This window comes from Pelagimonas varians (assembly GCF_003208435.1).
Lineage (GTDB): Bacteria > Pseudomonadota > Alphaproteobacteria > Rhodobacterales > Rhodobacteraceae > Pelagimonas > Pelagimonas varians.
The window spans coordinates 197,137-215,596 of sequence record NZ_QKMF01000002.1 but is presented as its reverse complement, the minus strand read 5'-3'; the positions used below and the strand labels follow the sequence as shown (position 1 = coordinate 215,596).

Below are 18,460 nucleotides of genomic sequence, written 5' to 3'. Positions count from 1 at the left end.
GTGGGCGGGGCGATGCTCGCAAGAGCGAGCGCCGTTCGACGGGCCTAGGTTTTCACGGGGCCGTTGCCCATAGCCAACCGGATTCAAAAACACAGAAAAAGGGGCAAAAGCCTGCGCTTTCGCCCCTTTGAAAACCAGCCTAAGGCTTACCTTATTTGGCCGTGATACGTCCATCCAGCATTGGTGTGACTGGACCCATCTTCGCCATATACTCAGCAGTCACGTCCGCCAGATCAGGGCCAAAGTCATAGGCGTTCTGTGCATCGCGGAACATTTTGAACCCGTCACCGCCGTTACGCACATAGTTGTTGGACACAACGCCATATGTCTTGGCAGGGTCGATTGGCCCAAAGGCATCACCTTCCATGACCATAACATCGGAAATACGCTCGCCCGCAGGTTTTGAAACATCAAAAGCGTATTTCATTCCCGCCACCTGAACAAAGCGGCCCGCGCCCTCTTCGTGTTGGCTAACTGCGTTTTCAAGCGCTGCCAAAATGGTTTCACCCGACACCTGGAAGGTCGACAAAGTGTTTTGGAACGGCAGCACGGTCAGCACTTCGCCCATGGTCACTTCGCCAGCGTCAATAGAGGCACGAATACCGCCGCCGTTTTGGATCGCAATCGAAACGCCTTGATCTTTCACCCGATCCAGCATCGCGTCCGCAATGATGTTCCCCATAGCGCATTCCGCAGCGCGGCAGGATCCACGCTCGCCATCAATCGCCTCGGCTGTTTCGGCCACAACCTTGTTGCGGATCTCTTCCAACGGCGCGGCTGCTTCTGCGATACGCGCAACCGTACCTGCTTCTTCGGCAACAGCCGCATCCAGCAAGATCGGTTCGCCAGCCGCTTCCGTGATCACGCCGTCATCGTTAAACGTGACGTTCAATTCGCCCAAGAACTTGCCATAGGCATAGGCCTGCACAATCGCGGTGTCCCCAACCATTGTAGGATAGGCACCCTTGGCATTCTCGGCTGTATTCGACAGGTAGGTGTTAGAATGGCCACCAACAATTACGTCAACGCCAGTGGTGTTGGCGGCAACCGCTTGGTCCACGCCGTAACCAGAGTGCGATAGAACGATAATCTTGTTCACGCCCATCTCGGTCAGTTTGTCGACTTCGCCTTGTACCGCTTCAGACGGATCGGTGAAGGTGATGTTTGGGCCGGGGCTCGCCAGCTCGTCCGTGTCATGCGGTGTCAGACCAATCAGACCCAGCTTTTCGCCGCCGCGTTCAATCACAGTGGATTTCAACAGCGTGTCTGCCAGCAACGCCTCACCCGAGAAGTCGGCATTCGACATCAAAACCGGGAATTTGACCGCATCGATAAAGCCGCGCAGCACTTCAGGGCCATCGTCGAATTCGTGGTTGCCCACGGTCATCGCGTCGTAACCCATCTGGTTCATCATTTCGGCAGCAAGCTTGCCTTTGTAATATGTATAGAACAACGTCCCTTGGAACTGGTCACCACCATCCACCAGAATGTGGTTGTTCGAACGCGCCTTGGCGTCTGTGATTGCGGTTTGCATACGCGCAGACCCGCCAAAGCATTTGCCTTCTGCATTGCTATCCGCCGAGCACCCCGAATCATACTTGCTGATCGGCTCAAAACGGGCGTGGAAATCATTGGTGTGCAAAATGGTCAGCGAATAATCGGCGCTGGCGGCCCCTGCGCACAAAGCAAGCGCTGCAGCGGTTGTGAAAAGACGAGCGGACATTGTTTTACCCCTGTGTCGGTTTTTTGTTATCGCAGTATGCTGCACCTCGGCGCACGGCTTGTCAAAGCCTCCCTAAGGGCACAGCAGTCCACCGCTCAATAGCTACGCAATGAATCGGTTTGATGTCGCGGGTTTGTCGGTTTGATGTCGCGGGTTTGCCTGCCCTCTTGACCCTGCCTTCCGGCTGCCCCAAACCGGCATCATGCTGATCTATAAAATCCTCCGGGCCCCGGAATGGGCCGACTTGCAGGCCAAAGGTGAAACCGCTGGCGCGCCGATCGATGTCTCTGATGGCTTTGTGCATTTTTCAACCGCCGCGCAGGCCCGCGAAACCGCGGCCAAGCATTTCACACATGAAACCGGCCTGACACTGGCCGCTCTCAAGGCAGAACCGCTTGGCGATGCTCTGAAGTGGGAGATCTCCCGCGGGGGGGCTGAATTTCCACATCTCTACGCGCCTCTGCGCTTGGCAGACATCGCTTGGGTACAGGATTTGCCGCTTGGCGTAGATGGACATATTTTCCCGAAGGACATGGTATGAAAGCGCTCGAATCCCTCGGCATGGCCTTGCTCCGCTGCCTTGACCCGGAAACCTCTCACGGCGCGGCGCTGAAGGCCCTGAATGCCGGTCTTGCCCCCCTGCCCGGTTTGGTCACATCCGAGCGGTTGCGCTGCAACGTCGCCGGTATGGCCTTGTCCAACCCCGTTGGCATCGCAGCCGGATTTGACAAAAACGCAGAAGCGCTGGAGCCGCTCAGCCGCGCAGGATTCGGCTTTGTCGAAGTCGGCGCTGTCACCCCGCGCGCTCAGCCCGGAAACCCCAAACCACGCTTGTTCCGCTTGACCGAGGACAAGGCCGCTATCAACCGGTTCGGGTTCAACAATCAGGGCATGGAAGCAGCGGCAAACCGTTTGGCGAAACGTCCGACCAATATGGTTCTGGGCCTTAACCTCGGGGCCAACAAAGACAGCACCGATCGCGCGGATGATTTTGCCAAAGTGCTCAGCCATTGCGGCGCGCATCTTGATTTCGCAACCGTCAATGTCAGCTCTCCCAACACCGAAAAACTGCGTGATTTGCAAGGTAAAGACGCTCTCGCAGCCCTATTGGCGGGTGTCATGCAAGCCCGCCTCGGGTTGGATACACCGATCCCTGTGTTTTTGAAAATTGCGCCCGATCTGGATGAACAGGGCCTAAAGGATGTGGCCGAAGTCGCCCTCGCCTCGGGTGTGGCTGGTGTCATCGCAACCAACACAACCTTGTCCCGCGACGGGCTGCAATCGTCTCACAAGGGTGAAGCAGGCGGACTGTCCGGTCAGCCGTTGTTTGAAAAATCCACCCGCATTCTGGCGCGGCTTTCGGAACTGACCGGCGGAAACCTTCCCCTGATCGGAGTGGGTGGCGTTGGTTCGGCCGAGCAGGCCTATCAAAAAATCCGGGCCGGCGCTTCGGCAGTACAACTCTATACCGCGCTGGTTTACGGCGGCCTCAGCCTCGGCGCAGAAATCGCGCGCGGGCTTGATGACTTGCTGGCACGCGATGGCTTTGCCAATGTGACCGAAGCCGTCGGAACAGGGCGGGGGGATTGGACATGATTCTATGGCACAATCCCCGCTGCTCCAAATCACGCGAAACACTCGCTTTGCTCGAATCGAACGGTGTGCATCCTAAAATCCGCAAATACCTTGAAGACGCCCCATCCTTGGCAGAGCTGAAGGAGGCCCAAAACGCATTGGGCTGCGCAGCGATTGACATGATGCGCCCAAAGGAAGCTTCTTTTGCGGAGATGGGTCTTTCCAAAACCAGCGAAGACAGCGCCTTGCTGCAAGCCATGGCCAATCAGCCCAAACTGATCGAACGGCCGATACTGTTTGCCAAGGGCAAAGCCGCAATCGGCCGGCCGCCACAAAACGTTTTGGCTTTGCTTTGAAACCAAAGCCGCGAAAGATCTTCGCGGCTTTTTCTTAAAGTTTGGGAATTTCTTGCGCCCCTTGGGCAGCCGCAACAAAGCTGTGGATCAGTCCAGCATCCTTGTGGCCCGGTGCGCGCTCCACCCCGGATGACACATCCACCTGCGCCGCCCCGGTCAGTTCGACCGCGCGCGCAACGTTCTCAGGTGTCAGCCCGCCCGCCAGCATCCATGGCCGCGCCCAACGCCGGCCGGCAATCAGCTTCCAATCAAAGGCCAAGCCATTTCCACCTGGCAAATCCGCCCCTTTGGGAGCTTTGGCATCCACCAGGATCTGATCGCAAACCTGCTCATATGCGCCCAACTGCGGTAGGTCTTCCGCCGTTGCCACACCAACAGCTTTCATTACGGGCAGCCCGTACCGCGCCCGCACCTCGGCAACCCGCTCAGGGCTTTCGCTTCCGTGAAGCTGTAGGATGTCCACCGCCACCTTATTGGTGATTTCATCTAGAAATTCGTTATCTGCATTCACGACCAAAGCCACCTTGGCCAAGCCAATCGGCGCAAGAACCGCCAGCTCGCGGGCCTGTTCAACGCTCACATTGCGCGGCGATTTGGGAAAGAACACAAATCCGGCATAGGCTGCACCGGCCGCAGCCACCGCTTCGACATCAGCCGCGGTGCTCAACCCGCAAACTTTTACCCGAACATCCATCTTTAGGTCCCACGCTTCTTCTGTCTCAAAATATCCCAGAGGTGAATTGCTTGAAAAGCAAGAGGGGGCAGCGCCCCCTCAACTGGACAAGACAGCCAGCGCTTCAAAATAGAATGCAGCAATGATCAGCTCGCTTGATCCAACAAGGCCAAGACCTCGTCCTTGTCTTTGTCGCGCTCGGCCTGCGTTTTTTTCAGCTCACGTTCCAGCTTGCGCACCTGAGCGCCCTTTTGAGACGCATCCGCGCGATGCTTGTGCTCGCGCAGCCATTCCCAGACAAAACCAAGCAACAATCCAGCCAATATGCCGCCAAGAATGACAAGGAACATCGGCAATTGGATTGAATAGGACAAAACCCCCATACCCGGTATTGCTGCAACGGCCTCAGGCAAGGTGTTCAATGTAACAGTGCCGCGATTGGCAAGGGAAACGGTCACCAGCACAAGGGCCAGCGCACCAAAAAAGGCATAGCGAATGTAACGCATCGGTTATTTTCCGTTCAGGCGGTCCCGCAGCAGCTTGCCGGTCTTGAAGAAGGGCACGTGCTTTTCCTCAACCTCAACCGATTCCCCGGTACGAGGGTTACGGCCGGTGCGCGCGTCCCGCTTCTTGACCGAAAACGCTCCAAAGCCCCGCAGTTCGACCCGGTCACCCCGGGCCATCGCATTGGTAATCTCTTCGAAGATCGTATTAACGATCCGTTCCACATCCCGCTGATACAGGTGCGGGTTCTCATCCGCAATCTTCTGGATCAATTCAGACCTAATCATGGCCTCTTATCCCCCCTGAGGTGCTACTCCGAGCACTGTTATATCCATGACTATAGGACGGGAATTCCATTCCGAAAACTATCCATTAGAGAAAAAACCCATGTTTTGCAGTTATTTGCCAAGAAAATGCCTGCGCGGGTCGAAAATCAGGCAAGGATGTGCCGACCAATGGCACTTTGCAGACGCAGAAAGCGGTGCGGCGATTCGCCAACAGTTCGCCTCCTCAAGCAGGCTTTCTTTCCCAAATTTCCGGGCAAACCTGATCCAGCCAACAAGGATAGACTGTCACCTTAGCCCAAACGCCCGACCCAATGGTCGCGGCACTACGGCCACTCAGCCGTGCAGAGGCTCTGTCTTGGCATCCCCCAACCAAGAGACCCTACTTGCAGGCTGCTTCGAAGACTTTCAAACCTTTTGAGTTTGCTCCAAGCACTTTGAAATGTTCCAATGGCCTTCCAACTTCGGCGCAGTTTTTGGCGGCTTCGGTCTGTATTTCCCCGACAGCCCAATTGCTGCCAAAAATGCCGCGCATCTGATACCGGCCATCTTTGACCTCGAGTTTCATCTTCAAAGTATCCGCACCTTGGGCAGCAGCAGGCAGGCTATAGAGAGCGGCTAAAAATGCCGCCAAAACCAGTTTCGTCATAATAGTCCCCAAAGCATAAGTTCAATAGGGCTTAGCTTAGCACAGCCTTGGCAAAGCAAAAGGCCCCGGACAATGCCGGGGCCTTTCTTATTTCAACGAAGGGGGTAACGATTACTCGTCGCCCTTCAGAGCCGCGCCCAGAATGTCGCCCAAGGACGCACCGGAGTCGGAGGAACCATACTGTTCCACGGCTTCTTTTTCTTCTGCGATCTCGCGTGCTTTGATCGACAGACCCAAACGGCGGGTTTTGCTGTCGATGTTTGTAACGCGCACGTCGATTTTGTCGCCAACATTGAAACGCTCGGGGCGCTGATCTGCCCGGTCACGTGCAAGGTCGGAGCGGCGGATGAAGGATTTCATGCCTTCATATTCCACTTCGACGCCGCCTTCTTCAATGGCAGTGACTTCGACAGTGATGATTGTGCCGCGCTTCACGCCGCCAACCGCATCTGCGAATTTGTCGCCGCCCAAGGCTTTGATCGAAAGCGAGATACGCTCTTTTTCGATGTCCACTTCGGAGACAACGGCCTGAACCACGTCGTTCTTGTGGTAGCTCTGGATCGCTTCTTCGCCGCGCTCGTCCCAAGACAAGTCGGAGAGGTGAACCATGCCGTCGATGTCGCCTTCGAGGCCAATGAACAAACCGAATTCGGTGATGTTCTTGACTTCGCCCTCAACCTGAGTGCCCTCAGGGTTGGATTCAGCGAACTGTTCCCATGGGTTGCGCATGGTCTGCTTGAGACCAAGGGAAACGCGGCGCTTGGAGCCGTCGATTTCCAGAACCATGACGTCGACTTCTTGCGAAGTGGAAACGATCTTGCCTGGGTGAACGTTCTTTTTGGTCCAAGACATTTCGGACACGTGAACCAGACCTTCAACGCCGGGCTCAAGTTCAACAAATGCACCGTAATCGGTGATGTTGGTGACGCGGCCTTTGTGGACCGATGCCAGTGGGTACTTGGCACCAACCAGATCCCATGGATCTTCCTGCAGCTGTTTCATGCCGAGGGAGATACGGTGGGTCTCTTTGTTGATCTTGATGACCTGAACCTTGACGGTTTCGCCAATTGTCAGGATCTCGGATGGGTGGTTCACACGGCGCCATGCCATGTCAGTGACGTGCAGCAAGCCGTCAACGCCGCCAAGGTCAACAAACGCACCGTATTCGGTGATGTTTTTGACAACGCCGTCAACCGAATCGCCTTCTTGCAGCTTACCGATAACTTCGGCACGCTGTTCGGCACGCGACTCTTCGAGGATCGCGCGACGCGATACAACGATGTTGCCACGACGACGGTCCATTTTCAGGATCTGGAATGGCTGCTTAAGACCCATCAATGGGCCAGCGTCACGTACGGGGCGTACGTCAACTTGGGAGCCGGGCAGGAATGCAACTGCGCCGCCGAGGTCGACAGTAAAGCCACCTTTGACACGGCCAAAGATAGCGCCTTCGACACGTGCGTCGTCTGCGTATGCTTTTTCGAGGCGATCCCATGCTTCTTCACGGCGCGCCATCTCACGAGAGATAACAGCTTCGCCGCGTGCGTTTTCAGCGGAGCGGAGGAAAACCTCTACTTCGTCGCCAACCGCTACGCTTGGGGCTTCGCCGGGTTCTGCGAATTCTTTAAGTTCAACGCGGCCTTCCATCTTGTAGCCTACGTCGATAATGGCTTGGCCCGCTTCAATTGCGATGACTTTGCCTTTGACAACCGAACCTTCGTCCGGTGTGTCCATCTCGAGGCTCTCGTTCAAGAGGGCTTCGAATTCTTCCATAGTTGTATCAGCCATGTGGCGTCTAATCCTTTACAGTCGTTTATTCGGGCCGCGCGGTTGTCTCCACGGGTCTTAGTTTCGTTGTTTCTGGGACCGTCGTTGGCAAAGTGCAGGCACGGTGAAAAACACAAACAATAAGGGCCGGAGGCAATCCCCAGGCCCTGCTCACCACACCTACGACTCTTGATGGCCGTCAGATAGCGGCGCGTATAGGCTGTTTTGACCATGTTTGCAAGGCTTCTGCGGGCATGGAGATCAGGTTCTTGACTGTCTGGGTGGCGGAACTTCCCCAGCCACCCGGCTCCCTTGCATCGCCTGACTGACTATCCCGTCACCCCGGCCAAAAAAACCTTGTGTGGGCGGCAATTGGCGGCAAAACTATCCACTCAAACCTATTTGATGGAGATATTAATGAAGTCTTTCAGCATTATGATTGCGGCAGCTGCCCTGTCGCTCAGCGCTTGCCAAAATTCCACTGACGCGTCCATGGTCAAGGCCCCCAGCTCGGTGATCGCGCCTTTGATTGGGAAAACACTGGTCGCAGAATCCGGCGCGTCATTCATTTACAATGCCGATGGGACTGTTGGAGGCAGCATGGGTGATGAAACAGTCGCGGGCACTTACATCGTTCACGCCACGGACGCATGTACCGTCTTTGCATCGCCAGCCCAGCTAAAGGGCAAAGAATTCTGCAGCACCCCCAAAATTAGCGGAGACACTGTTACATTCCATCGCCGTGATGGCAGCACCTCGCCGACCTACAAAATCACGGGATAACATTCTCGGAAATATCAATGGTCAGACCAGACGGATCTGGTCTGACCACAGTGGCACCATAGCCCTTGTATTATGCGACTTCAGTGACAAATCCGCTGCGCGGCTTGCGTACTTTCTTCATGTTGACCAACCAGTCGCCCTCTTCTTGACGATATCCAAGCGGTAGCAAGATCACAGACCGAAGGCCCATTGCGCGCAACCCCAAGATCTCGTCCACTTTTGCAGGATCAAAACCTTCCATGGGCGTGCTGTCGACTTCGACTTCGGCCGCTGCGGCCAAAGCAAATCCAAGGGCAATGTACGCCTGACGGGCTGCGTGATTATGGTTCACCTCAGCATCGCGCGGCAAATAGGTGGCTTTGAGATTGTCATAGTAGCCGGTCAGCATCTCGCTGGCGCCGCGCTCTTCTTCCAATTGCTTCACAACAGCATCGATCCGCGCTTCGGTATAATTGTCCCAAGCCGCAAAGACCAAGAAATGTGAGGCTTCGGTCACCTGCGCCTGATCCCAAGCCACTTTGCGTATTTCGGCACGGGTGTCAGGGTTGGACACTACCAACACTTCAAACGGCTGGGTGCCCGAAGATGTCGGGGCCATACGGATCGCCTCAAGGATCAGGTCGATCTTTTCCTGAGGAACCGTTTTGGACGGATCCATTTTTTTGGTTGCATAGCGCCAGTTCAGTTTTTCCAGCAAGGTTTTGGTCATTCGTTCTGTCCATTCTTCAGGGTGGTATCAATTTGTAACTGGCTATATAAGGGGAACCGGAAATGCCGCAAGAAGGCACATTTCTGAGACCCGGTTACAAAAAGGGAACCACCATGGCCGATGCCAAATGCCCGGAATGCCAACGCATCAACGAAGTCCTGTCGCGGGTCGGCGACCGTTGGAGTGTTTTGATCGTTATTTCTTTGGCTCAATATGGCGTGCTGCGCTTCAATGCGTTGAAACGCCACTTAGGCATTTCGCAACGCATGCTCAGCCTGACCTTAAGGGAATTGGAACGCGACGGGTTGGTCAGCAGGACATATTACCCGACAATCCCGCCAAAAGTGGAATACGCGCTTACACCTTTGGGGGAGTCGTTCCAAGAACCGGTCAAAGCGATGGGGCTTTGGGCTATGGATAACCTGCCCAATATCGACAGCGCCCGAATCAAATATGATACAGAGGCCGAACAAGAACCCAAAAGCGCCTAAGCCCTTCGGGCATCGATCGCGGCTATGGCAGCGGCGATGGCCGACTCAATGCTCAGATCCGATGTGTCGATCAGAACGGCATCTGCGGCCGGTTTCAAGGGCGCATCCGCGCGGCCCATATCGCGGGCATCCCGCTCTTTTACATCTGCCAATACCGTTTCGTAATTGTCAGCCAGATCATTGGCGGCCAATTCATCATAACGCCGTCTCGCGCGCACTTCGGCGGAGGCGGTCACAAACAGTTTGGTATCAGCCTGCGGGCAGATCACCGTGCCGATATCACGTCCGTCCAGCACCGCCCCGCCAGACCGAAGAGCGAAGGCCCGTTGAAAATCAACCAACGCCGCGCGCACGTCCGGGATCGCGGCCACCTTGGAAGCTGCCTGAGCAACCTCGGGAGTTCGCAAATCACCGCTTTGCAAGTCTTCGGCTTCAAGAGTTTGCGCGGCTGTTACCGCCTTCGCCCCTTCCAAAACCTTGCGTCCCACGGCCCGATACAGCAATCCGGTATCAAGATGGGCAAATCCAAAATGCGCGGCCACAGCCTTGCTGATAGTGCCTTTGCCTGCGGCAGCGGGCCCGTCAATTGCGATGGTAAACGGCATAATTGGTCTCATTCTTGTGCAGTGCGGCTTCTAAGGGTCCATAAAACGGCCAAAAGTGCCCATGAGACCAAAAGCAAGAGCCATTTCGTAACCGAGAATTGGGACGCGAGAGACACCATTTCAACGGTAACACCGTCGGCCCCTGCCCTAAGCAGTTTGGCCACCAATGCGTTTTCACACAAATCCATCACAGCATAGCCTGCGGCAGGCAAAACAAGCATCAACCGCGACCACGGGTGAACCCAGCTTGCCAGTTGCATCGCCAACCAGCCCATCAAGCACGCGAATACGATAGGAAATGCCGTATCCAAAAGCCGCATTTCCACCAGATAGATCGCCCGACCGGTATCGTCGAGATGGTTCAGATAGTCTTGTGCTTCGGCCAGTGTGTAGCCCAGAACCCGCGTGTCAAAAGGCGCAAGCCCACCTGTTTGCGGTTTGAGAACCGTCCAACTAAGCCAGCTCATCATCCCGAACAAGGACGCCGATAGCGCTGCAAACAGAGGGCCGGCGCGCATCATTCCTGTGCAGCTTCACGAGTGATGGATGCTCCGAGGTTGCCCATCAGGGTCTCGAAAATCGGAAAGGATGTGGCAATCGGGCCACCGTCATCCACCGACATCGGTTTTTGCGTTGCCATGCCAAGAACCATGAAGGACATTGCGATCCGGTGATCCAGATGGCTTGCCGCTGTCGCCCCGCCCGCCACATTGCCATGGCCGAGCCCGTGCACAGTCCACCAATCTTCGCCTTCATCAACCGCAATACCGGCAGCCCGCAAACCCACCGCCATAGCATCGATCCGGTCGCTTTCTTTGACGCGCAGCTCCTTGACACCCGGCATATGGGTTTTCCCTTCGGCAAATGCCGCCACCACAGACAAGACAGGATATTCGTCAATCATCGAGGCGGCGCGATGCGGCGGAACTTCGATCCCCTTCAGGTTCGGAGAGAAGCGTGCCCGCAAATCCGCGACAGGTTCGCCGCCCTCTTCGCGTTCGTTTTCATAAGTCAGATCAGCGCCCATTTCGCGCAGCGTGGTGAACAAACCAGCGCGGGTCGGGTTCAAACCGATGTTCGGCACCAGCACATCAGAGCCCTCGCAAATCAGTGCTGCACAAACCGGAAATGCCGCAGAACTGGGGTCGCGCGGGACAATGATGGTTTGCGGTTTGAATTCAGGGCGTCCTTGCAGGGTAATCACGCGGCCTTCGTTCGTTTCCACCGTTTCAATTGTTGCGCCAAAGCCCGCCAACATGCGTTCTGAATGGTCCCGTGTTGCTTCGCGCTCGACAACAACAGTTTCGCCCGGCGCGTTCAGGCCGGCCAAAAGCACAGCCGATTTCACCTGCGCCGACGGCACTGGAACGTCATACCGCACCGACAGAGGATTTGCCGCGCCAACCAAAGTCATCGGCAGGCGCCCCCCCTTGCGGCCATAGGATTTAGTTCCAAACAAAGCCAAAGGGTCTGTTACCCGCGCCATCGGGCGGCCATTCAGACTGGCATCACCGGTAAACGTCGCAGTAATCGGCGATGTCGCCATAGCACCCATGATCAAGCGAACACCGGTGCCTGAATTGCCACAATCAATCACGTTTTCAGGTTCGGCAAAGCCGCCGACCCCCACGCCATGAATGTGCCATGTGCCATCGCGTTTTTCGATGTCCGCGCCAAAGGCCTGCATCGCCTTGGCAGTGTCCAAAACGTCCTGCCCTTCAAGCAAACCGGTCACCTTGGTCTCGCCCACAGTCATCGCGCCAAGGATCAAAGACCGGTGGGAGATCGATTTGTCGCCCGGCACATGTGCCTCGCCCTTCAAAGGGCCAGAGGCGCGGGATGTCATCGGGATCGGGGCACCGTGGCTGGACATAGGTGATTATCTTTCATGTTAGCGGTCGCGCATGTGATAAAACATGGCTCTCACACTGTCCATGCGTCGCAATCGAACAAAGTACGGCCAGTTTACGGTTTGCGGAATGTCATATAATGCGGAACCCGATCTTCGCGCAGGGCTTTTTGCTCATATCTGGTCGACATCCAATCCCCCCAAGGTTCACGCCAGTCGGCAGGACCTTCGGCAAGCCATTCGAAACCGGCTTTGGGAACTTCGATCATGGTTTGGCGCACGTAATCGGGAATATCAGTTGCCACGCGGAATTCGGCCCCCGGTTTCAAGACCCGCATCAACGGCTCAAGGTATTCCGGCGTCACCGCACGGCGCCGATGATGACGCTTTTTCGGCCATGGGTCGGGATAAAGCAAAAACGCTTTGTCTAAAGATTCAGGCGGCAATACATCAAACAGGTTCCGCACATCCCCCGGATGCACTTTGACATTGTCGGTCCCGGCTTCACGGATTTTTGCCAAAAGCATGCCGACACCATTCATATATGGCTCGCAGCCGATGATGCCGACATCAGGGTTTTGCGCCGCTTGGTGCACCATATGTTCACCGCCGCCAAATCCGATTTCCAACCAGACTGGACGACCACCAAACATGGCTTTTGTGTCCAGCGGAAGGCGTTCGGGATTGACGTCCCAATCAACAGCGCCGGGTGACAATGCCGCCAGATCTTCGTCAAGGAACACTTCGTGGGACTGCTTCATGGTCTTACCCTTGATGCGTCCATAAAAATTGCGCCATGGTGCGCCGGGATATTTGTTTGATGTGGTCATGGCCGCGCGGTTTAACCATCAAACCGCCATGAGACAATGCCCCCTGCCCCGCTTAGGCGACAAAGAGCGCCCGCTTGCTCCGAATAAACGGCACAAGGATGTCGCGAAACGCCGCCAGTTTGGCTGATGGCCATATATCCGGGTGCCCGACAACCCAAATGTCGGCATAGGGTTGCGGCTCAAGCAGTGGCACCTGCACCAGCCCGGGCGTACTGCGCCCCAAAAACATCGGCATGCGCACAACACCCAACCCTGCCACCGCCGCACCTTGCATGGCCACCATATCGTCAAATCGCAGAGCAATCCGCGAGGCCGGAAAATTGATACGGACCGAATTGGGCAGTGTGTCATACCCCGCGTAGCTGAGCCAATCGATCGGGGCTTGCGGGTCAAGGGCAATACGCTCGGCCCATTCCGGCGCGGCAAAACTGGCAGAATGCTGTTCGGTCAAACGCAGGCCCATCAGACTGTCACCGGGCGCGCGGCTGATCCTGATCGCCAAATCTGCCTCACGGCGCGATAGATCAAGCAGGTCATTGGTCGCCCGGATGTGCAGCGACACCTCTGGATAGGCCCGACTGAAATCACGGATCACCGGCGACAAAATACAAGAAATCAGCAATTGCGGGGCCGTCAGGGTAAAATCACCTTGAAGCCCGTCATCCAACCCGCCCAGACCGCGCAATAATCCATGGGCAGTTTTTTCCATTTCGGTTGCGTTTTTGGCCACGAAATGTGCTGCTGCTGTCGGTTCATACCCATCCTTTAGGCGTTCGAACAAAACGCGTCCCAACGTCTGTTCGGCACGTCTGATGCGGCGCGAAACGGTGGTGTAGTTCACCCCAAGCTCTTGCGCGGCACCGGCCAGCGATCCGCAGCGCACAAGGCTCAGCACCGTTCTCATGTCGTCCCAGCTTAAATCCATGCATGCGATTTCGCACGAACGACATGCATTTGCACGCGTTTTCGCATGACATCGGATCACATAGGTAGACGTTATGAAACCACGGAGACCAAAATGATCTACGCAATTGCCCAACTGAACGTCACCAACCCAGAGACCATGGCCGAATATCGTGCCGTTGCTGGCGAAGCATTGGCCCGCCATGGCGGCAAAGTCGAAAGCGCGTCATCGGATGTGATCGCGCTGGACGGAACCCCTACATTGCCCCCTGTGGCCGCATTGCTATCCTTTCCGGACAAGCAGTCTGCATTGGAGTGGATGAACGACCCGGACCTGAAAGACGTGCACGCGCTGCGCCGCAATGCCGGAACATCCGACATCTTGTTAATGGCATAAAAAAAATGGCGCGGGGGATGTCCCCTGCGCCATTAACAGTTTCGTTCCTCAAAGCGGGATTGGCTGGCATTCAACCATCAAACAGCCTTACGAAGCGCATCAACCAGATCAGTGCGTTCCCAGCTAAAGCCGCCATCGGCTTCGGGATCACGGCCAAAATGGCCATAGGCCGCTGTGCGCTGATAGATCGGCTTGTTCAGCTCAAGGTGTGTGCGAATACCGCGCGGCGTCAGATCGATGACCTGAGGAATCGCGGTTTCAATTGCGCTGTCTTTGACATCGCCGGTTCCATGCGTGTCCACATAGATCGACAACGGCTTTGCGACACCAATCGCATAAGACAGCTGCACGGTGCAACGATCCGCCATACCGGACGCAACCACGTTTTTCGCCAAATAGCGCGCCACATAGGCGGCTGACCGGTCCACTTTGGTCGGGTCTTTGCCGGAAAACGCACCGCCACCATGGGGGGCAGCGCCGCCATATGTGTCAACGATGATCTTGCGGCCCGTCAGTCCCGCATCTCCGTCAGGGCCACCAATCACGAATTTTCCTGTGGGATTCACATGCCATTGCGTGGCGTCGGTCAACCAGCCCTCAGGCAATGTTTCAGCAATATAAGGCTCTACCATTGCCCGAATATCAGCTGAGGTCAGCGATTCATCCAAATGCTGCGTCGACAAAACCAAGGAGCTGACACCAACCGGCTTGCCATTCTCATAGCGTACCGAGAGCTGCGATTTCGCATCTGGACCCAGTGCAGGTTCCGTGCCGTTTTTGCGCACTTCGGCAAGGCGGCGCAGGATCGCGTGACTGTATTGAATGGGCGCAGGCATCAGCGCGCTGGTTTCATTGGTGGCGTAACCAAACATGATCCCTTGGTCGCCCGCCCCTTCATCTCCTTGCTCGCCAGTCACACCCTGCGCAATGTGCGCAGATTGTTCGTGCAGCAAGTTGGTGATTTCGACCGTTTCGTGGTGAAACTTGTCCTGCTCATATCCGATGTCTTTGATACAGGCCCGCGTAATTGCGTCGATGCGGCCCATGTATTCGTGAAGTTTATCTTGATCCGTTAGGCCAACTTCGCCGCCAATCACCACACGGTTGGTGGTGGCAAAGGTTTCGCAAGCAACACGCGCCAGCGGATCTTCGGCCAACAAAGCATCAAGGACGGCGTCAGAAATGCGGTCACATACTTTGTCGGGATGACCTTCGGATACGGATTCCGAGGTGAATGTGTAGTTCTGTCGGGACATAAGCGCTCCAGTGCGAATGACGCCGTCACGCCAGGAAGCCGTTGTGACGGGTGTTATAAGGACACTCGCCTATGGCGAGAAACGATGGCGGTCAATCGGAATTGCGCAACTTAGGTCGATAGACCCCGAAACACAGCAAGATTAACAATATGAGTGCAGGTAAATCGCCAACGCGTGAATAAAGTGTTACTCGTAAGGGCGGTGGCAACGGCGCATCAACTTTGCCCGCCTTCCCCAATCCCAACTGCGCAATGATATGTCCACCACCGTCGATGACCGCGGAAACCCCGGTGTTGGCAGCACGCAGCAACGGCAAGCCTTGTTCGATTGCCCGAATGCGGGCCTGGGCCAGATGCTGATAGGGGCCCGACCATTGGCCAAACCATGCGTCATTGGTGATTTGCAGCAAAAAATCCGGTCGCGCTGGCGTGCGGTACACATCTTGCGGGAAAACCGCTTCGTAGCAGATCAATGGCAAGGCCAATCCAAGCTTGCCCATTTCCAGCAACTCAGGCCCCGGCCCCGGTGTGTAACCGCCATCCGCCCGCGCCGCGAGACCCGCGATATTCCAGCGTTTGAACACCGCAGCCGCAGGCATGTATTCGCCAAACGGCACAAGATGATGCTTGTCGTAGACCTGTTTCAAAAAACCTGAACCGTCTAGCAAAGCCAAGGAATTAAAGTAGGTGCCATCAGCCCCGCGCTGCACACCAACAGCGACCTGCGCCCCGTCAGCCGCATCTGCAACGATGCGCAACACATCGTTGGCACGTTCCAGCATGACCGGAAGCGCCGTTTCCGGCCAAACAATCAGCTCTGGCTTCGGCAGTCCGGGCTCTGGCGCGCTTTCGGTCAAAGTGACTTGCCGGTTAAAAAACACCGGAATTTTGTCCGGGTCCCATTTCTCATGTTGCGCTGCATTGGGTTGAATCAAGCGGACATAGGGGCGCTGGCTCAGGTCTTGTAGTGCCGGTGTCAACCAAAGCCCGCCGCCAAACATCAGAACCAAGGCCCCGCCCATGGCCAACCCACGATATACGCGCCCCGTTGCGCAACTAAACGTCAAAACCACCATGGCCGCGCTGATCATGGTCAAAAGCGTCAACCCATGAGGCCCGACAACGGACACCCATTGGATCACCCATGTCGGGGCCCAAATGTAGCTGACCAATGCCCATGGGAAGCCGGTAAACACATAGGCTCTTGCCAGTTCAGCCGCGCTCCACGCGATGGCCAAAGCCAAAAGCCGGTTGTGGTGAACATGCCCTGCCCCCCAAAAGGCCAAGCCCCAAAACAAGGCCAACCCACCTGCCATGCCAAACAGTGCAAAGGGGGCCATCCATCCAGTTGCCGCAGCATCGACCATAAAGGGCTCAACAATCCAACCAAGCGACAGGCCGAAATATCCGAGCCCGACACCCCAGCCCGTCCCAATGGAATAAAGCCCCCCCGGAGCAGCACGAAACAGCCAGAAAGCCAGCACCAACCCCGCAAAAGCGACATACCAAAGATCATAGGGGGCCATTCCAAAGCCCATACAAACGCCCGCAAGAATAGCGAGCGGCAGCCGCACCCAAATAATAAGGGACGGGCTGTCCGCTGAAATGCGCTTTGACATATTTATCCGGTTTGGGCCGGTGCCGCACGCGATGTTGCAGCCGACGGTGGATTGACCCCGTGCATGCGCACCCGAAGACGTTTGATCCGGCGCGGGTCCGCATCAACAACTTCGAAATCCAGACCAGCGGGATGGGTCACCACTTCGCCGCGGGCAGGCACCTGCCCCGCCAGCATGAAGACCAACCCACCAAGGGTGTCGATTTCCTCACCGTCAATTTCATCGTGATCCGTCAGCTGAACACCCAGTTCGGTCTCAAACTCATCAAGCGGGGTTTTGGACAGAGCCAAATAACAACCGTCCTGCTCTTTGGTCCAGTTTTGCCCTTCGTCGGTGTCGTGTTCGTCTTCGATTTCACCGATCACCTGTTCTATCAGATCTTCGATGGTCACAAGACCGTCGACACCGCCATACTCGTCGATCACCAATGCCAAATGCCGGCGTTCGGTTTGCATTTTGGTCAAAAGCACGCCAATCGGCATTGAGGGGGGAACAAACAGCAAAGGCCGCAGCATCTGGTTCAAATCGAACGTGTCCCCAGACCCGTTAAAACCTTGGCTTAGGGCAAAATCCTTAAGGTGTGCCATTCCGATCGGCGTGTCCAACGTGCCATCATAGACCGGCAAACGCGACAAACCCGATTCCCTGAAGACTTCGACGAGCTCGTCCTTGGAGATCGTGCTTTGAACCGCGACAATATCCGATTTCGGGATCGCAACATCTTCGACACGCATTCTAGCAAGGTTGCCAAGGCCGGGTGCTTTGCTCAAAACCGCGTGGGTCATCGCATTATCCGATGTGGCCTCCTCCTTAACCTGAGGTCCACCGACCCAGCCAAAAATTCGCCTAACAAGGCCTGCGCTACGTTCTTCTTCGTTTGTGTCTATCTGCCCCAGCGCGCTATGCGCTGCGTTAGATGATCCGTCTGTTTCGCCCATCAATCCAATACCGTTCACAGGCCATTTGGCCCTTCATACCCTCTATATGGGTCGGGTAACCCTAGCTTGCCAAGTATTTCCACCTCTAACTGTTCCATGACCGTGGCATCTGCGTCACGGATATGATCATAGCCCAGCAGATGTAACACACCGTGAACCAAAAGATGTGTCACGTGGTCGGTTAGCGGTTTTCCTTGGTCGCGCGCCTCTTTTTCGCAAGTTTCAAAGGAAATTGCGATATCCCCCAGCTCTTCTGCCTCCGGCAAAAGCGGAGTTCCGCCTGATTCTTCGCTTGAGAGATCCTCATACGGCCAAGACAACACATTTGTCGCAGTGGGTTTGTCACGGAAATCTTGGTTCAGGGCCGCAATTCGGGAGTCGTTGCAGCCCATCACCACAATCTCATGCGCATCCACTGCCACATTCAGATGCAACAGTGTTGCAACTGCGGCGCGCTCGGACAGCTGTTCAAGCCCGATGGGCTGCCAACGGTCGTCCTCTAGAATTGCATCGGTCAACATGGAAAACCCACGGGTTCCCCCGCCTCCGA

22 protein-coding genes and 1 riboswitch are annotated in these 18,460 nt (G+C 56.0%); of the genes, 6 read left to right on the top strand and 16 right to left on the bottom strand.

From position 1 onward, the window contains the following. Window positions 1-151 precede the first annotated feature (151 nt). Window positions 152-1,723, bottom strand: a complete 1,572-nt coding sequence (locus C8N36_RS03510) for a bifunctional metallophosphatase/5'-nucleotidase (RefSeq protein ID WP_097803240.1) — start codon at window positions 1,721-1,723, stop codon at window positions 152-154. A gap of 202 nt (window positions 1,724-1,925) precedes the next feature. Between C8N36_RS03510 and C8N36_RS03505 the strand changes: the two genes are divergently transcribed. The 3 genes from C8N36_RS03505 to arsC are packed head-to-tail and all read left to right on the top strand — an operon-like array spanning window position 1,926 to window position 3,654. Beyond that, entirely contained in the window at window positions 1,926-2,264 is a 339-nt protein-coding gene (locus tag C8N36_RS03505) for a DUF952 domain-containing protein (protein WP_097803239.1), read from the top strand. Then, on the top strand, window positions 2,261-3,319 hold the full coding sequence (locus tag C8N36_RS03500) for a quinone-dependent dihydroorotate dehydrogenase (RefSeq protein WP_097803238.1): 1,059 nt from the start codon (window positions 2,261-2,263) through the stop codon (window positions 3,317-3,319). The genes C8N36_RS03505 and C8N36_RS03500 overlap by 4 nt, the downstream gene beginning before the upstream one ends. Next, a complete protein-coding gene (gene arsC, locus C8N36_RS03495; protein WP_097803237.1) occupies window positions 3,316-3,654 on the top strand; it encodes an arsenate reductase (glutaredoxin) in 339 nt (112 codons plus the stop codon). Before C8N36_RS03500 ends, arsC begins: the two co-directional genes overlap by 4 nt. Window positions 3,655-3,688: 34 nt before the next feature. Here the strand turns inward: arsC and C8N36_RS03490 are convergent, their stop codons facing one another. From C8N36_RS03490 to rpsA, 5 genes are all read right to left on the bottom strand, one after another. Then, a complete protein-coding gene (locus C8N36_RS03490) occupies window positions 3,689-4,348 on the bottom strand; it encodes a phosphoribosylanthranilate isomerase (protein WP_097803236.1) in 660 nt (219 codons plus the stop codon). 125 nt (window positions 4,349-4,473) lie between these two features. After that, entirely contained in the window at window positions 4,474-4,833 is a 360-nt protein-coding gene (locus C8N36_RS03485; RefSeq protein WP_097803235.1) for a lipopolysaccharide assembly protein LapA domain-containing protein, read from the bottom strand. 3 nt (window positions 4,834-4,836) lie between these two features. Beyond that, the gene (ihfB, locus tag C8N36_RS03480; RefSeq protein WP_097803234.1) at window positions 4,837-5,118 is read right to left on the bottom strand and encodes an integration host factor subunit beta; all 282 of its coding nucleotides are present in this window, start codon (window positions 5,116-5,118) and stop codon (window positions 4,837-4,839) included. Window positions 5,119-5,497: 379 nt separating this feature from the next. Further along, window positions 5,498-5,764, bottom strand: coding sequence for a hypothetical protein (locus tag C8N36_RS03475; RefSeq protein WP_097803233.1), 267 nt, complete (start codon window positions 5,762-5,764; stop codon window positions 5,498-5,500). A 111-nt stretch (window positions 5,765-5,875) separates the two neighbouring features. After that, window positions 5,876-7,552: a 30S ribosomal protein S1 gene (rpsA, locus tag C8N36_RS03470; protein ID WP_097803232.1), complete on the bottom strand. Its 1,677-nt coding sequence runs from the start codon at window positions 7,550-7,552 to the stop codon at window positions 5,876-5,878. 396 nt (window positions 7,553-7,948) lie between these two features. Between rpsA and C8N36_RS03465 the strand changes: the two genes are divergently transcribed. Beyond that, entirely contained in the window at window positions 7,949-8,314 is a 366-nt protein-coding gene (locus C8N36_RS03465; RefSeq protein WP_141467960.1) for a hypothetical protein, read from the top strand. 70 nt (window positions 8,315-8,384) lie between these two features. Here the strand turns inward: C8N36_RS03465 and C8N36_RS03460 are convergent, their stop codons facing one another. After that, complete coding sequence (locus C8N36_RS03460) at window positions 8,385-9,023, bottom strand: NAD(P)H-dependent oxidoreductase (RefSeq protein WP_097803230.1); 639 nt, start codon at window positions 9,021-9,023, stop codon at window positions 8,385-8,387. A gap of 113 nt (window positions 9,024-9,136) precedes the next feature. Here C8N36_RS03460 and C8N36_RS03455 point away from each other — a divergent pair, with 113 nt between their 5' ends. Beyond that, window positions 9,137-9,514 (top strand): winged helix-turn-helix transcriptional regulator, encoded by a 378-nt coding sequence (locus tag C8N36_RS03455; RefSeq protein ID WP_097803400.1) that lies wholly within the window; start codon window positions 9,137-9,139, stop codon window positions 9,512-9,514. Here the strand turns inward: C8N36_RS03455 and C8N36_RS03450 are convergent. The 5 genes from C8N36_RS03450 to C8N36_RS03430 form a co-directional block, all read right to left on the bottom strand. Continuing rightward, complete coding sequence (locus tag C8N36_RS03450) at window positions 9,511-10,119, bottom strand: (d)CMP kinase (protein WP_097803399.1); 609 nt, start codon at window positions 10,117-10,119, stop codon at window positions 9,511-9,513. The genes C8N36_RS03455 and C8N36_RS03450 overlap by 4 nt on opposite strands. A gap of 8 nt (window positions 10,120-10,127) precedes the next feature. After that, the gene (locus C8N36_RS03445) at window positions 10,128-10,640 is read right to left on the bottom strand and encodes a hypothetical protein (RefSeq protein WP_097803229.1); all 513 of its coding nucleotides are present in this window, start codon (window positions 10,638-10,640) and stop codon (window positions 10,128-10,130) included. Continuing rightward, window positions 10,637-11,992, bottom strand: coding sequence for a 3-phosphoshikimate 1-carboxyvinyltransferase (aroA, locus tag C8N36_RS03440; protein WP_097803228.1), 1,356 nt, complete (start codon window positions 11,990-11,992; stop codon window positions 10,637-10,639). Before aroA ends, C8N36_RS03445 begins: the two co-directional genes overlap by 4 nt. 92 nt (window positions 11,993-12,084) lie before the next feature. Next, on the bottom strand, window positions 12,085-12,798 hold the full coding sequence (gene trmB, locus C8N36_RS03435) for a tRNA (guanine(46)-N(7))-methyltransferase TrmB (protein ID WP_097803227.1): 714 nt from the start codon (window positions 12,796-12,798) through the stop codon (window positions 12,085-12,087). Window positions 12,799-12,850: 52 nt separating this feature from the next. Next, window positions 12,851-13,702, bottom strand: coding sequence for a LysR family transcriptional regulator (locus tag C8N36_RS03430; protein ID WP_245910710.1), 852 nt, complete (start codon window positions 13,700-13,702; stop codon window positions 12,851-12,853). Window positions 13,703-13,816: 114 nt separating this feature from the next. On the opposite strand from C8N36_RS03430, the gene C8N36_RS03425 reads away from it, so the two are divergent. Continuing rightward, complete coding sequence (locus tag C8N36_RS03425; RefSeq protein WP_170125789.1) at window positions 13,817-14,098, top strand: DUF1330 domain-containing protein; 282 nt, start codon at window positions 13,817-13,819, stop codon at window positions 14,096-14,098. A gap of 77 nt (window positions 14,099-14,175) precedes the next feature. Here the strand turns inward: C8N36_RS03425 and metK are convergent, their stop codons facing one another. The 4 genes from metK to ybeY all read right to left on the bottom strand — a co-directional run bounded on the left by metK (window position 14,176) and on the right by ybeY (window position 18,431). Next, the gene (gene metK / locus C8N36_RS03420; protein ID WP_097803224.1) at window positions 14,176-15,354 is read right to left on the bottom strand and encodes a methionine adenosyltransferase; all 1,179 of its coding nucleotides are present in this window, start codon (window positions 15,352-15,354) and stop codon (window positions 14,176-14,178) included. 3 nt (window positions 15,355-15,357) lie between these two features. Further along, a riboswitch (SAM-SAH riboswitch) is annotated at window positions 15,358-15,407 on the bottom strand. 38 nt (window positions 15,408-15,445) lie between these two features. Continuing rightward, complete coding sequence (gene lnt / locus C8N36_RS03415) at window positions 15,446-16,972, bottom strand: apolipoprotein N-acyltransferase (protein WP_097803223.1); 1,527 nt, start codon at window positions 16,970-16,972, stop codon at window positions 15,446-15,448. Between the two features lie 2 nt (window positions 16,973-16,974). Next, entirely contained in the window at window positions 16,975-17,910 is a 936-nt protein-coding gene (locus C8N36_RS03410) for a hemolysin family protein (protein WP_110767801.1), read from the bottom strand. 14 nt (window positions 17,911-17,924) lie between these two features. Then, window positions 17,925-18,431 (bottom strand): rRNA maturation RNase YbeY, encoded by a 507-nt coding sequence (ybeY, locus tag C8N36_RS03405; protein ID WP_097803222.1) that lies wholly within the window; start codon window positions 18,429-18,431, stop codon window positions 17,925-17,927. Window positions 18,432-18,460: the final 29 nt, after the last annotated feature.

Excerpts from the sequence above, each read along its gene's own strand:
- C8N36_RS03460 (WP_097803230.1), bottom strand. The coding sequence starts at position 9,023 with ATGACCAAAACCTTGCTGGAAAAACTGAACTGGCGCTATGCAACCAAA.
- ihfB (WP_097803234.1), bottom strand. The coding sequence starts at position 5,118 with ATGATTAGGTCTGAATTGATCCAGAAGATTGCGGATGAGAACCCGCAC.
- C8N36_RS03445 (WP_097803229.1), bottom strand. The coding sequence starts at position 10,640 with ATGATGCGCGCCGGCCCTCTGTTTGCAGCGCTATCGGCGTCCTTGTTC.
- C8N36_RS03500 (WP_097803238.1), top strand. The coding sequence starts at position 2,261 with ATGAAAGCGCTCGAATCCCTCGGCATGGCCTTGCTCCGCTGCCTTGAC.
- lnt (WP_097803223.1), bottom strand. The coding sequence starts at position 16,972 with ATGTCAAAGCGCATTTCAGCGGACAGCCCGTCCCTTATTATTTGGGTG.
- C8N36_RS03425 (WP_170125789.1), top strand. The coding sequence starts at position 13,817 with ATGATCTACGCAATTGCCCAACTGAACGTCACCAACCCAGAGACCATG.
- ybeY (WP_097803222.1), bottom strand. The coding sequence starts at position 18,431 with ATGTTGACCGATGCAATTCTAGAGGACGACCGTTGGCAGCCCATCGGG.
- C8N36_RS03455 (WP_097803400.1), top strand. The coding sequence starts at position 9,137 with ATGGCCGATGCCAAATGCCCGGAATGCCAACGCATCAACGAAGTCCTG.
- C8N36_RS03490 (WP_097803236.1), bottom strand. The coding sequence starts at position 4,348 with ATGGATGTTCGGGTAAAAGTTTGCGGGTTGAGCACCGCGGCTGATGTC.
- C8N36_RS03450 (WP_097803399.1), bottom strand. The coding sequence starts at position 10,119 with ATGCCGTTTACCATCGCAATTGACGGGCCCGCTGCCGCAGGCAAAGGC.
- rpsA (WP_097803232.1), bottom strand. The coding sequence starts at position 7,552 with ATGGCTGATACAACTATGGAAGAATTCGAAGCCCTCTTGAACGAGAGC.
- C8N36_RS03505 (WP_097803239.1), top strand. The coding sequence starts at position 1,926 with ATGCTGATCTATAAAATCCTCCGGGCCCCGGAATGGGCCGACTTGCAG.
- arsC (WP_097803237.1), top strand. The coding sequence starts at position 3,316 with ATGATTCTATGGCACAATCCCCGCTGCTCCAAATCACGCGAAACACTC.
- metK (WP_097803224.1), bottom strand. The coding sequence starts at position 15,354 with ATGTCCCGACAGAACTACACATTCACCTCGGAATCCGTATCCGAAGGT.
- C8N36_RS03475 (WP_097803233.1), bottom strand. The coding sequence starts at position 5,764 with ATGACGAAACTGGTTTTGGCGGCATTTTTAGCCGCTCTCTATAGCCTG.
- C8N36_RS03485 (WP_097803235.1), bottom strand. The coding sequence starts at position 4,833 with ATGCGTTACATTCGCTATGCCTTTTTTGGTGCGCTGGCCCTTGTGCTG.
- trmB (WP_097803227.1), bottom strand. The coding sequence starts at position 12,798 with ATGACCACATCAAACAAATATCCCGGCGCACCATGGCGCAATTTTTAT.
- aroA (WP_097803228.1), bottom strand. The coding sequence starts at position 11,992 with ATGTCCAGCCACGGTGCCCCGATCCCGATGACATCCCGCGCCTCTGGC.
- C8N36_RS03410 (WP_110767801.1), bottom strand. The coding sequence starts at position 17,910 with ATGGGCGAAACAGACGGATCATCTAACGCAGCGCATAGCGCGCTGGGG.
- C8N36_RS03510 (WP_097803240.1), bottom strand. The coding sequence starts at position 1,723 with ATGTCCGCTCGTCTTTTCACAACCGCTGCAGCGCTTGCTTTGTGCGCA.
- C8N36_RS03430 (WP_245910710.1), bottom strand. The coding sequence starts at position 13,702 with ATGAGAACGGTGCTGAGCCTTGTGCGCTGCGGATCGCTGGCCGGTGCC.
- C8N36_RS03465 (WP_141467960.1), top strand. The coding sequence starts at position 7,949 with ATGAAGTCTTTCAGCATTATGATTGCGGCAGCTGCCCTGTCGCTCAGC.